This is a genomic window from Pedobacter glucosidilyticus DSM 23534, from assembly GCF_000425145.1.
In the GTDB taxonomy this organism is placed as follows: domain Bacteria; phylum Bacteroidota; class Bacteroidia; order Sphingobacteriales; family Sphingobacteriaceae; genus Pseudopedobacter; species Pseudopedobacter glucosidilyticus.
Genome location: NZ_KE384311.1, coordinates 311997 through 326687, shown reverse-complemented (window position 1 = coordinate 326687; position 14691 = coordinate 311997). Strand labels below are relative to the sequence as shown.

Below are 14691 nucleotides of genomic sequence, written 5' to 3'. Positions count from 1 at the left end.
AGCCTTGTTTTTTCCTTTTGGATGATGGTACAGGTTTACGCTTGCCAATTTCCAAAGCAAAAGCCTGATATGCAAAAGCCAGCTATCATAGAAATGCTTTATCAGGATACTAGCGAGGCGACCATCAATCAGCTAAAAGCTTTATTGAAAGAAGATGAGCAGCTTTTTAGATGGAAAACGCATTTTGTAGTTTATGGAAAAGGCCTTAATTCCGCTTTAGGCGATAGCTTAAAAATGAGATTTCCCGAAGCAGAACTTAAACAACATGATGATTTGTTTTATGAGTTTAACCGTTCTTATTGTACCGATACGACTACAGCTAAGGATTGGGAACACATTCTGTTAACAGCCAATTTAGTAGCCGATACTAATTTGCAAAACGAATATTTAAAATATCATGCCACACAGTTTAAAGAGTGGCCAGAGGTTTCAAAAGGCTTTTGTAATGCCAGTTTCCAACAATTGCTTTTGTTTAAAAACGGCAGACAATTGATGTTGGTTATCAGCATCCCGAAAGGAAAAACTTTAGACGAGTTAAACCCAAAAACAACAGAAAATAACCCTAGGGTAAACGAGTGGAATAAAATTATGAGTAAATATCAAGAAGGAATAGCCGGAACCACCAAAGGAGAAACATGGGTGTTTTTTAATAGTATAAAGTAGAAAGTATAAAGTAAAAAGACCCTAAAATCCAATCAATAAATTAACCACCTAACTCCCGATAGCTATCGGGACTAACAAACTAACCAACCAACCAACTACACCATGTTAAAATTAGGAATATTAGGTTTAGGAGAAGGTAGAAGTACCATTGCGGCTGCCTTAAATAGCTCAAAAATTGAGTTAAAGATGATGTGCGATTTAAGCGAAGAGGCTTGCAAGCAAAGAGCTAAAGAGTTTGATTTTCATCATTACACTACCAGTTATCAGGAAATGTTAAATGATGCGGAGATAGATGCTATTGCTATTTATACGCCTGATAAATTACATGCAGAACATGTGAAAATGGCACTTAAGCATGGTAAGCATGTCATCTGTACCAAACCATTTATTGACGATTTGGCTGATGCTAAAGAGCTTTTAGAATTAAGTAAGCAAAGCGGCAAGAAAGTATTTGTTGGACAAAGTTCTCGTTTTTTCGAGCCTGCTAAAAGACAAAGAAAAGATTTTGAAGCAGGTTTAATTGGAGATTTAATTACCATAGAAGCGCAATACCATGCAGACCATAGGTGGTTTTTAGAAAAGCCTTGGGCTTTAGAATCATCTTTTAAATGGTTGTACGGAGGTTTAAGTCACCCGGTAGATTTTATACGTTGGTATTTACCCAACATAGAAGAAGTGATGGGTTATGGCATGTTAAGCGAAAACGGTAAAAAAGGTGGCTTAAAAAATGAAGACACCATGCACTTCATCTTTAAGGCTAGCGATGGCAGAATTGCCAGAGTAAGTGGTGCTTATACCGGCCCCACGCAACCTGCACAAAGAGATAGCGGTATGAGTACCATTTTAAGAGGGACAGAAGGTGCCAGCCAAGCAGATTACCACGAATTGCGTTATGCCGTAACCGATAAAACAGGAGAAGAAAAAATCATCATTTGGGGCGATAGCACCTTAAAATATTATTTCCGTTTTGAAGGGCAAAGTCACCATGCGGGCGAGTATCAAAACTATTTAGAATACTTTGCCGATAGCATTGAACAGAATTTTACCGCTTACCCCGATATGCAAGAGGGGATAGGAACCGTAGCTTTATTACAAGCCATGGATAAATCTTTAAAAACAGGTATGCCGGTAAAAATTAAAAATATTCTTAACAATTACGGATTGTAATTAAACAATAGAAACCAAATTATAAAATAAAATAATCAACCAACTCTCTCATCAAGAGGGATTTCGGGATGAAGCCCATAAAAGTTATGAAAGATATCCATCAATACCTTAATTTTCTGGATTACACTGTTATCATTGTTTATCTACTTAGTTTATTGGCTTTAGGCTATTGGGTAAGTTTTGTCAAAAAAAAGCCAGAAGGGGAGAACTTATTTCTTGCTGGAAACTCTTTAAAATGGTACAGTATAGGTTTGAACATGTGGGGAACAAACGTGGGTCCTTCTATGCTTATTGCATCGGCTAGTATAGGTTATACCACCGGTTTGGTAGCAGGTAATTTTGCATGGTATGCTTTTGTATTCATATTTTTATTAGCAGTTGTATTTGCACCACGTTATCTGAAAGCGCAAGTTTTAACTCTACCAGAATATATGGGAAAACGTTTTGGAAACTCAACTAGAAATATCCTAGCTTGGTATACACTCATCACAATTCTTATTTCATGGTTGGCATTAACACTATTTGCAGGTGGTATACTTATTAGACAACTGCTAGGTTTTCCTATGTGGGCGTCCGTTATTACTATGGTGATATTAGCTGCATTTTTCTCCATTGCCGGGGGCTTAAAAGCCATTGCCTATACCAATGTTTTCCAAATGTTGTTACTGATAGCTGTTTCTTTATTATTGGTGATCATAGGTTTTAATAAAGCTGGAGGTATGATGGCTGTTTATGAGCAAACACCTGCCTCATACTGGAACTTATTATTACCAGCTGATGATAAAAATTATCCTTGGTTGGCTATCGTTTTAGGTTATCCCATTATGGGAGTATGGTTTTGGTGTACAGATCAATCTATGGTACAGTCTGTTTTAGGAGCAAAAAACTTGGAAGAGGGGCAAAGAGGAGTAAATCTCATCGGTTGGTTAAAAATTTTAGATGTGCCGCTATTCATCATTCCAGGTATATTATGTTATGTATTATATCCAGATTTGAACAATCCAGATGAAGCATACATGACTATGGTAACACGTTTATTTCCTCCAGGTTTAACCGGGTTAATCATTGTTGTATTGATAGCTGCATTGGTGAGTACTATTGGATCGGCACTAAATTCTTTAAGTACCGTTTACACGATGGATATCTATGTCAAGAAATATTATCCAAACGCTACACAAAAGCAAATTGTTAAAACGGGCAGGTTGGTAAATGTAATAGGCGCTATCATAGCTATCTTTTTAACTTTAGCTATAGATAGTATTAAAGGCTTAAACTTGTTTGATGTATTTCAGTCTATTTTAGGTTTTATAGCTCCACCAATGTCAGTAGTGTTTCTATTTGGTGTATTATGGAAAAAGACCACTACAAAAGCAGCAAATTTTACTTTAATAGGAGGTACAATTATCAGTTTAGGTATAGGTGTTTTATACTTATGGATTTATCCGGTAGCAAAATTTGATTTTTGGCCACATTTTCTCTTACTCTCTTTTTATATTTTTATATTGCTATCGGCATTAGCTTTTATCATTACTTTGGCAGATAAAAAAGGTATAACCCATAGCAACAATACTTTAGATAGCCGTAATTTAGCTAAACCCTCTCAAACGGTTTGGTTACTATGGGCTTTACTCATAGCTGTAATGATTATTCTATACACCGTATTTAATGGACATTAAGGTCTGATAATTTTATCAGCTTTTTTATTCTTGTATTTGAAAATTAGTCAATGTTATGTTTAATTTTTAAACTGGCAGTGTCTCTTTTATAAATATTACCTTTCTCGTAAAAAACATCAGATAAATAAAAATACGCTTCAAACACGTTTTAAACTAATATTTACCCCTTAACAAACTAATTAATATCCCTTTTAAGAAGTAAAAGTTCTCCAAATTCGGTTAATGCTAACCAAGCATATTAAAACCAATAAATGAATTTTTTATGAGGATACTTTTACTGATTATTCTTACGGGTATACAAACAGTTTCATGGGCGCAACAACGCTTTGTTGATTTCAATTCTAGTATACCTAATAATTGGTCTACCAACAGTGGGCAAATTATATTGAGTGATGAGCATGTAAAAGGAGGGGCTAAATCTTTAAAGTGGTTACCTCAAAGTGGTTCAGTTTTAACTGCAAATAACCTTAATATTCCTTCCTCTGAAATAGGGAATTTTTCATCAAGCTGTGCACAGTTTTTGGTTTACAGCTCTAGAAATAGTACAGATACTTTATTATTTAGATTTTATGATACTGGTGGTGTTTTAAGAAGACAAGGCCGTATGTTACTAAATTATACCGGTTGGAGAGAGTATCATAGAAGTTATAGGTATGATTATAACAATGGTAACGAGTCTTTTTCTTTTACCTTAAACAGGATGGAAGTGGTGTATCGTCCGTCTTCTACTAGTCTAAATACACTTTACCTAGATGAAATGCTTTTTGTAGGAAATACAGAACAACGTATTCCGGGGCCACATTTAAGATTAGATGTGCAACATTTTGTTGTTACTTCGCCATATACTTCGGGTTTAGTAAATTGGTTAAACCAACCGCAGCAAAATATACCTAGTGCTACACAAGCAGAAATTTCTGCCATTCAAACCATCAGAAATACTTATAACAGAACACTTACTACACCCAATACAACAGTATTACAAGCGGCTAAAGATTATGTAAATAGTTTAGACATTACCACTAATCCTGATGGTTCTTTAAAAGGTGTAGGTGTAAACGTATTTGATGAAGCTACGCTACTAACTATTTCTATCCATTGTGGTGCTTTAGCCAGAGCGCATGCTGTAAATAATGATGCTACAGCCTATAATCTGCTACAAAAATTATTAGCTTATCTTGTTTTAGAGCAGGGTTTGGCAGAAGGAGCCAGAAATGTAATGCCTTATAATGATTACACTGCATCGCGTAATTTTCCAATAGGTTTCTTAGAAGCATACCCTTATATACAAGATGCGGCACTTCAAGCAGAAGTGTTAAAAATGTTGAAATGGTCTCATGAGTTTAATAAAATTTATGCAATAAATCCAACGCCAGGACAAAATACAGACTTCATACACGTAAAGTCTAATTTTTTGATAGAATTAGCTTTACTAGGAGCTAATCATGATGAAATAGCTCGAGATTTAAGAGAATTTTCTGCTTTTTTAGAATATGCGGTAGAGATAAGTCAAGGTGCACTGGATGGTATAAAACCAGATGGTACTTTTTTTCATCATAACTCGCAACATATTAGTTATGCTTATGCCTACGCTACTTGGATAACCAGAGCTTTCGAACTCAGAGGAACACCTTTTAGAATTACCCAAACAGCCTATGAAAAGATGTGTTTCTTTATGAAAAGTCTTTTCTTAGAAACCTCTAAAGGAGCAATTTATCCACATGCAGCATCAGGTAGAGGCCCTTTCCCATCTGGCGTTCCGGTTAATGTAACTGCTTTTGAAAGATTAATTACCGTTGGCGGAGATTTGCTTGGAAGCAGTTTTGAGCCAGAAATGGCAAAGTTTTATAATTACATTTTTCAAACCAATAGGTATAACGTTGCCAATATCAATCTAGATGGTTTCCATCAGTTTAATTACGGGCAAACTGGTATCATGCGGAAAGGCAGATGGATGGCAGCTATGCGAGGTTTTACTGATTATATGTTTGGAGCCGAAATTTATAGCGAAGCAAATAGATACGGACGTTACCAAAGCTATGGTTCTTTAGAAATATTGTACGACGGTAGTTTAGCATCATCTGGTTATATAGCAAATGGTGCCGGCTGGGATTGGAATATGATGCCAGGCACAACCAGTTTACGTTTAGCGTATGATAATTTAAAACCTTTAATTGCGGGTACTGCATCAGAATATCAGGCAGATAATTTTGTTGGAGCCTTAGCAGATGGTAATTATGGCGTATTTGGGATGAATTTTATAGAAGACGCAGGCTCTAAATACACCGCTAATAACTTAAAATTTAAAAAATCTGTATTTACTTTTGATTCTTTATTGGTTTGCTTAGGTAGTAATATTAGTGCTACCAATAACTCAAATCAAGTTATCACAACTCTTTTTCAGGGTGTTAATGCCAGTTCTAATCCGGCTATTTATTTAAACTCTTCAACACCAACAAGTACTACATATAGCGGCGAGATTTCTACAACAACTAATCCGGTATGGTTGGTAAACGCACAAACTACTGGTTATTATATCCCGGTAGGAAATGGAAACATACAAGTATTTAGAGGGCAGCAGTCTACCCCACAACATACTACTAATAATACCAGCACTACATCAACAGCAAATGCAAGTAAAGCTTGGTTATTACACGGTACCAGACCAACTTCGGCAAAATACCATTATACGGTGGTACCAAATATTTCTCCACAAAATATGAATGCATTAGCGCAGCGTATAACAAACGGAGAAATTTATCAAGTATTAAAACAAACAGATTCTGTACATGCTGTACGCTATATTCCGGCAAATATCATATCCTACACTTGCTTTTTACCACAACCCAATATCAATGTAGGTTACCTTAAAGGAATATCTGGACGAGCTTTGTTAACCTTGAGAGAGGCCGGAGATACTTTAATTGTTAAAATTGCTAATCCTGATTTAAATGCCGTAACCAACGCAACTAGTGGTTGGGTTTCATCTGCTAGCTTAATCACTGTAAACTTAACAGGTAAGTGGCGAGTGGTAAATAATACTAATAATGCAGCTTTAGCGCAAATCACCAATGGTTTAAATGCAAGTTTCACTTTAAAGGATGGTTTTTCTGCAAGTTTAGTACTGGTTAAGGATACAACCTTGCCCGTTGAGATGAATAGTTTTGAAGGGACTGTTAAACCAGAAGGTATAGCTTTAAAATGGCAAAGTATTACAGAGCGTAATACCAATTTTTACACCTTGTTCAGAAGTGTAAACGGTATTGATTTTGAACCTATCTACACTATTGATGCAGCAAAAAACACCAATGCTGTAACTGATTATACTTTTACTGATAAAAATTACCCTAGCTATTATCCTCAGTTGTATTATAAACTCCTTTTAACAGATCAAGATGGTACTATTAGTTATGAGTCAACTATTAGTGTAAAATTATTAACAGCAGGATCAGAATTGATCCTGTATCCTAACCCTAGCGACAAAGAAATTTTCTTACAGTATCCTGATGAATTTAGGAAACAAATACGAGTACGTATCCATGATACGCTTGGCAGAGAAGTATTTGATAAAACTTACAGCGTACAGGAACAAAAACTTATACAACTAGATATTTCTACTCTTAGTGCGGGTATGTATATGATAAGTGCATCAGAAAATCAAACCCTTATTACAAAAAAAATCATTAAAAAATAAAACCAAATAATTAAAATTATGAAAAGAAAACTACTTCTTGGCTTAGGCTTACTGTTAAGTTCTGGTATAGCAAAAGCACAATTTTTACCTTTTAACAAAATTATAAATGTTAATTTAAACAGAGGGGCCTCGCCAGCTAATGACACAACTGCAGCGGGTGTAAATAATAAATATTTTGAATCTCCTCTGCCAAGTTCTTTAACAAGTATTCAAGGAAGATTTTTTCCAAATATTACAGATGGTGCTTACAGATTAAGAGCACTATGCTATGGAACAAACGGAGAGTTTAAATTAGAAGGAGATGTTTTATCTATTAAAAACTCTACTACGAGCATAGCTAAAGCTGCTGTTTTTAATATTGCTAATGCTAACCCTTTAGTTAAATTTAAGTTTACATTAGATATGCCTGCTTTTGCAACTGCAAATAGTGCCTTAGTTATTGCATTTGGTAATACAGTTGGCGGCTCAGCTTTAATTAGCTCCAGTAGTCCTTTCAGTAGTGCAGGGGATATTTTTGGTACTTTTAGAGTTATTAGAAGCGGAAGCTTTATAACACAATATAGACCGCTTGATGGTTCTCCTGCTAATCAAGTTAATACAGCAACTCCCTACTTAATCAAAGCCAGTTTATCTCAAGTTGTTGAAATTTTTGCGAATAGCAATTCTACATCTTCAACTTATAGCTATGGTACAAATCCTTCTGTAAATATTCCAGCTAATACTTATCATGTTTATGTTGATGGTGTAAAATATGCCGAGGATTTTCCTAAAGCTTCATCAGCCTATACACAAACAAATATAAATGCAATTTCATTTACTCTTTCTTCAAATGCTACCCAAGAAACTGTTAAAATTTCTAATATTTCTGTAACCTATCCAGCAAGTACAGTACCAGTATCATTTACCTCTTTTACAGGAGAAAATACAGCTAGCGGTATTCTTTTAAACTGGAAAACAGCTTCAGAAAAAAGTAATTCTCATTTCGAAATTTTTAGAGCAGGAGAGGACAAAGACTTTAAATTTGTTTCACGCATAAATGGTAAAGGCAACTCAGACGCTATACAAAATTATAGCTATACGGATAATAATCCTTTAAATGGCAATAACTATTACCAATTGAAGCAAGTTGATTTTGATGGTACCGAAACTATTTATAACCAATTGGTGGCGGTTAAATCATCTTTAAGCAACCAAAACTTTAAAGTATATGTTAATGAAGAAGGTCTTTTAAATGCCTACATTAATGCTTCTTCTTCTACAGTAGCTAAAATTACCGTTTATGATATTAGTGGTAAAAAAGTTTTTGAAAGTAGCCAAAACCTACAAGCAGGTGATAATGCAATTAAGATAGCAATCCCTACCATTCAAGCAGGTGTTTACGTTGCCAGAATAACAGCTAATGGCTTAAACGCACAAACAAAATTTGTAAAAAAATAAAATGATAATCATCATTCATCATGATGAACCAATTGATGAAAATTTTTATATTAGAAATAGCTTTAATCATAAGCTATTTCTAATATTTAAAGAATTTGCACCCCTATTCACACTAAATTTTACCCCTTTTTTAATGTAATCAATACCCAAATTTGGATAAGCTTTTACATCAACCATATACATGGTGTAAAAAATTAAAACCACTATAAACTAAAAATATATGATTAGGAAGATTTCAATATTAATCTTATTCATGCTTCCGCTAGTAAGTTTACAAGCACAGCAAACAAGGCAAATAACGGGTAAGGTTACCGATGCTGCTCTAGGAGACCCCTTAATTGGTGTAAGTGTAGCTGTTAAAGGAAGTACACTAGGCGCTGTTACAGATATCAATGGTAAGTATACCATCAAAGTGCCTACAGCCGCCACCACTATTTTACAGTTTCGTTATCTAGGTTTTACCACACAAGAGGTTGTAATTGGTAATAAAACCACCATAGATGTAGCACTAAGATCTGATAATAAGGCTTTAAGTGAAGTCGTTGTTATTGGTTACGGTGAAGTGCAACGTAGAGATTTAACAGGTTCTGTAGGCTCTGTAAACATGGAAGAGTTACAAAAAGCCCCAGTTGGTTCTGCTATAGAAGCATTGGCAGGTAGAATAGCCGGTGTACAAGTAAGCTCAGAAAGTGGTAAACCAGGTTCTGGTGTTAACATTGTGGTTAGAGGGGCAAACTCTTTAACACAAGATAACTCACCATTATATGTTATTGATGGTTTTCCTACTGAGGATGCAAATGCTGGAGTATTAAATCCGGCAGAAATAGAGTCTATAGAAGTATTAAAAGATGCTTCTGCAACAGCTATTTATGGCGCAAGAGGAGCAAATGGTGTAATCCTAATTACCACAAAAAAAGGTAAAGAAGGTCCGCCGGTAATCAATTACCAAGGTTACGTAGGTGTTCAACAAATCATCAATACTATCGATGTTATGGGACCCTATGAGTTTGTAAAACTACAAGCAGAGCGTGATCCGGTTGGCATACAGCTTAATTATTTTAGAGATGGTAAAACATTAGAAGATTACAGAAATGCAGAAGGTACAGATTGGCAAGATAGATTATTCCAAAGCTCGCCTATGCAAGACCATTCTCTATCTATAAGAGGAGGTACAAAAAACACCAAATATTCATTATCTGGAAATATATTCGATCAAAAAGGAATCATCATAAACTCTGGTTTTAACCGTAAACAGGGTAGGTTTACTTTAGACCAGACTTTTAATGATAAACTTAAAGTAGGTACCAATGTATTGTACTCTGGTACCAAAACATTCGGATCTAATCCAGCCACACCAGACCAAAATTTCTCGGCTATGAATTATCTAATGTATAGCGTTTGGGGATATCGTCCGGTTACGGCCACAGGGGTAGAGCTAGACGATTTATTGTTAGATCCTGAAATTGATAACCCGTTAAACGATTATCGTATAAATCCTATTTTATCTGCAAGAAATGAGCTTAGAGAAACATTTACCAACCGTTTAGTAGCTAACGGGTTTTTAGAATATGCGCTTGCAAAAGATTTAAAAATTAAAATATCCGGAGGGGTTAATAATACTTCTACCAGACAAGATGTTTTCAATAACTCACAAACCAGATATGGCTACTTTGGTAGTACTGATAAAGTAAATGGTGCTGTTACCTATACTGATAACAATACATGGTTAAACGAAAACATCATTACTTACAATAAAAAAATAAATAAAGACCATACTATTAACCTAGTGGGTGGTGTTACATTTCAGGAAAATACTTTTAAAAGATATGGTTTAAGAGCAACACAATTGCCTAATGAAATATTGGGTTTAGCAGGCTTAAGCCAAGGTATACAACAACCAGTAACCTCTTTAAATACAGATTGGTCTTTGATGTCTTACCTTTCAAGAATTAACTATAATTACAAAAGCAAATATTTAATAACAGCATCATTTAGGGCTGATGGTTCTTCAAAATTTAGACAAAATAACCAATGGAGTTATTTCCCTTCTGCAGCATTTGCATGGCGAGTGATTAATGAAGATTTTATGAAAAACCAAAACATATTTTCTGATGCTAAATTTAGGTTAGGATATGGTGTTACAGGTAATAACCGTGTAAATGATTATCCCACTTTTGCCGAAATAAATTTTGATAACACTGGCCCAACAAGCAATGGTTTCTATTCTTTCAATAATAACTTAGTACAAGGTATGTATTTAAGTTCTATTGCAAATCCAGATTTGAAGTGGGAATCTACAGCCCAAACCAATATTGGATTTGATTTAGGCTTTTTAAAACAACGTATTACTTTTACTGCTGATTATTACAAAAAAGTAACATCAGATTTATTACTTAACGCTTTACTTCCTTACTCAACTGGATACAGTTCTGCATTTAAGAATATAGGTAAAACATCAAACGAAGGTTTAGAATTAAGTGTTATCAGTCAGAATATTGATACTAAAAACTTCTCATGGAGTACTTCTATCAATATCGCTTTTAATAAAAATAAAGTACTAGAGCTTAGCCAAAATCAAGAAAGCTTAATACGTACAGTGCCTTGGGATCAAAATTTCAGAGAAATACCAGCATATATTACCAAACTGGGTCAGCCTTTAGGTCAAATGTATGGTTACATCTGGGAAGGCGTATACAATTATGATGATTTTGATTTATTACCAAGTGGAGCTTATCAGTTAAAAGATAACGTTGCTACCAATGGTAATACAAGAGCATTAATAAAACCCGGTGATATCAAATACAGAGATTTAAATGCCGATGGTGTTGTAAACGATTTAGATAGAACGGTAATAGGAAGAGGTTACCCGATACATCAAGGAGGTTTTAGCAATAATTTCAGATATAAAAATTTTGATTTAAACCTGTTTTTCCAATGGTCTTATGGTAATGATATTTTAAATGCAAACAGACTTTTGTTTGAAGCAGGTAACAGACCAGGCTTAAACCAATATGCAACTTTTTCAAACAGATGGACTCCAGAAAACACCAATACCACTATGTTTAGAGTAAACGGGCAAGGTCCAAACGCTTACTCAAGTCGTATTGTAGAAGATGGTTCTTATTTAAGATTAAAAACCGTTGCTTTAGGTTATAACATTCCTCCAGCCGTATTAAAACGCTTAAAAGTTAAATCGGTAAAAGTTTATGCCTCGGCACAAAATTTATTAACCTTTACCAACTACACTGGTTTTGATCCTGAAGTTGCCGTTTACTACTCGGCCTTAACACCAGGGTTTGATTATTCTGCATATCCTCGCCCTAAAACAATTGTGTTTGGATTTAATGTTTCTTTATAAACTGATTGATATGAAAACTCAACATAAAAATTTTAAAATAAAAACTAAGTCTTTTTTCAGTCTACATCATCCGGTAGCTGCATTTAAGAAAACAGCCTTAATAAGCTTTAGTGCCATTTTATTGTTAACCCAAAGTGGCTGCGAAAAATTCTTAGATAAAGAACCCAAATTTATTGTTAAAGAGAACTATTATAACAATGAAACCGACGTTAATATAGGTCTTGCTGGTGTTTACGAAATATTAGGTAAAGAAGAGGTTTATGGTGGTGCTTTACTATTAGATTTAAATGTTGCCGATGACGGTTTTTACTCTAGAAGTGCTTTTACTATAGGTACTGCCGTTTACAATTTCGACGCATCAACCAATACAGTAACCAACTTATGGAGGTATTTATACGAAGGCATAGAAAGAGCCAATGTTTTTTTAAGTAGGATAGACCAAGTACAAATGTCTGAGGAGAATAAAGCAGTAGCCAAAGGTGAAGCTAAGTTTCTAAGAGCATATTACCACTTTTTATTGGTAAGTAATTGGGGTGATGTTCCTTTAAAAATACAACCTACTGCCTCAGTAAATGATGTAAATATTAAAAGAACGCCACAAAGAGAAGTTTACAACTTTATTGTAAGCGAAATGGAAGAAGCCGAAGGCTTAGTAAGAACAGCAACACAAGTAGGTGCCGGTGGTAGAATTTCAAAATCTGCCGTTAGAGGCATTTTAGCTAGGGTTTACTTGAAAATGGCAGGTGCACCTTTAAATGATGTTAGTAAGTATGCAGAAGCTTTAAAATGGGCCAGAAAAATTGTTTATCCAGATAATGGTCCTAAAGAACACCGTTTAAATCCAGATTTTAAACAAATATTTATCAATTACGCTGCTGATAGATATGATATTGGCGAGTCTATTTGGGAGGTAGAATTCTTTGGAAACAGAGGTGGCGATTTTGAATCTGGTCGTGTAGGCAATACTTTAGGCTTACAATGTAATGATGAAGTATTTGGTTATGGCTATGGTTTTATAAATGCTACTCCAAAATTATATAACCGCTATGGTGCTACAGATAGCAGAAGAGACTGGACAATTGCTCCGTATCAATACGTTTATAATAACGTAAATAACCTTCAGGTGGTTAGAGATTCTACCTTTTGGACAAGCGCACAACTTTATAATAGAAACTGCGGTAAATACAGAAGGGTTTATGAGGTTGTAAAACCAAAGAATAAAAACTATACCCCTATGAATTATCCTTTATTACGCTATGCCGATGTATTGTTGATGTTAGCAGAAGCAGAAAATGAGGTTAATGGTCCAACAAGTATTGCAACCACAGCACTTAAAGAAGTAAGAGATAGAGCCGGTGCTACAGATGTTACTGCCTTAGCTACCAGTAAAGAAGAGTTACGTAGATTAATTAGAGAAGAACGTTTTCTTGAATTAGCCTTTGAAGGTTTAAGGAAGTTTGATTTGATAAGATGGGATATTTTTACATCAGAAATGAACCAACTTGCCAGTGATATACAAAGTACAGCACCTACTAATTTTAGGTTTGCTGCACTAGCTGGTAGTAATGTTACGCCTAGACATAACTTATTGCCTATTCCAATCTTAGAACTCTCTCTAAACGGTGGAATGACACAAAATACAGGATGGTAAAATTTAAATTTAAAACGTCATGATAAGAAAAATATATATCATACCTCTTTTAATCATGTTGTTCTCAGCATGTAACAAAAAAGAAGTTACCGAGCTTAGTTTCTCTGTTAAAACAGAAAAAAATAGCTACAAAGTAGGAGATACCGTTAAATTTTTAATCTCTGGAAATCCAGAACAACTTATATTTTATTCTGGATTAGAAGGCAGCAGATACATTTATAAAGACAGAACAGTAGCAGAAAGCGATAATATTACAGTAGAATTTGCCACCAATAGAAGATACGGTTCTGATGTTCAGCAACCTCGATCTTTCAGGGTTTTTGCTTCGCAAAAATTTAATGGACAATATACAGAAGCTAATATCAATGAATCTGCAGATTGGACAGATATCACAACAGCATTTACCTTATCCGGATTGCAATCAAACGATAATACTTATGTATCCTCTGGTGTGGTTAATTTATTAAGTCTTAGTAGTTTGGGTTTAACATTAGATAAAAGTAAGCCTGTTTACTTCGCATTTAAATATAATGGTGTTACTGGCTCTACCCAGCCACGTTGGTGGGTAAATAAGTTTGATATAAAAATGACTACCACAGACGGACAATTATTAACAGTTGCAGATATTGGAACTGCAGGTTGGACATCAGTTAGATTTGGAACTTCTCCTGTATCGTGGCTATTTGGCACCGATAGAATTTTAAAATTTGCAGGTGGGGCAGCTAATGTTTTAAGCAATCAAGTATGGGCGGTGTCTAACGCTTTAAATCTTACTAAAGTTAAGCCTGATAGCGGCGTAGCACTTAAAAATATGAGTACCCGTTTAGATGAATATACATTTATTTACAACCGAGCAGGTACCTACACCGTTACATTTGTAGGTTCTAACGTTAATATTTACGGAGAAACTAAGACTGTTAAAGAGCTAGAACTTACCATCAACCCTTAAAAAACAATCATAAGCACAAAAAATTAAAGATTAGTTTGGTTTGATAATGAGCATAGGTTAGCCATGTAAAAATGGCTAGCCCTGCTATACAACACGCAA

8 protein-coding genes are annotated in these 14691 nt (G+C 34.9%); all 8 read left to right on the top strand.

Annotation, left to right across the window (positions count from 1 at the left end):
* Positions 1-21 precede the first annotated feature (21 nt).
* The 8 genes from H510_RS19030 (at position 22) to H510_RS0114425 (ending at position 14592) form a co-directional block, all read left to right on the top strand.
* Positions 22-663 (top strand): L-rhamnose mutarotase, encoded by a 642-nt coding sequence (locus H510_RS19030; RefSeq protein ID WP_245584842.1) that lies wholly within the window; start codon positions 22-24, stop codon positions 661-663.
* A gap of 102 nt (positions 664-765) precedes the next feature.
* Positions 766-1830, top strand: coding sequence for a Gfo/Idh/MocA family protein (locus tag H510_RS0114460; RefSeq protein ID WP_026904968.1), 1065 nt, complete (start codon positions 766-768; stop codon positions 1828-1830).
* Positions 1831-1898: 68 nt separating this feature from the next.
* Positions 1899-3506, top strand: coding sequence for a sodium:solute symporter family transporter (locus H510_RS0114455; protein WP_425413806.1), 1608 nt, complete (start codon positions 1899-1901; stop codon positions 3504-3506).
* A gap of 262 nt (positions 3507-3768) precedes the next feature.
* Entirely contained in the window at positions 3769-7197 is a 3429-nt protein-coding gene (locus tag H510_RS0114450; protein ID WP_026904966.1) for a polysaccharide lyase family 8 super-sandwich domain-containing protein, read from the top strand.
* Positions 7198-7215: 18 nt separating this feature from the next.
* Positions 7216-8634, top strand: a complete 1419-nt coding sequence (locus H510_RS19675; RefSeq protein WP_026904965.1) for a T9SS type A sorting domain-containing protein — start codon at positions 7216-7218, stop codon at positions 8632-8634.
* 220 nt (positions 8635-8854) lie between these two features.
* Complete coding sequence (locus tag H510_RS0114435; protein WP_245584841.1) at positions 8855-11992, top strand: SusC/RagA family TonB-linked outer membrane protein; 3138 nt, start codon at positions 8855-8857, stop codon at positions 11990-11992.
* 10 nt (positions 11993-12002) lie between these two features.
* The gene (locus H510_RS0114430; RefSeq protein ID WP_081659297.1) at positions 12003-13643 is read left to right on the top strand and encodes a RagB/SusD family nutrient uptake outer membrane protein; all 1641 of its coding nucleotides are present in this window, start codon (positions 12003-12005) and stop codon (positions 13641-13643) included.
* A 19-nt stretch (positions 13644-13662) separates the two neighbouring features.
* A complete protein-coding gene (locus tag H510_RS0114425) occupies positions 13663-14592 on the top strand; it encodes a DUF5017 domain-containing protein (RefSeq protein WP_245584840.1) in 930 nt (309 codons plus the stop codon).
* The last annotated feature ends 99 nt before the right edge of the window (positions 14593-14691 follow it).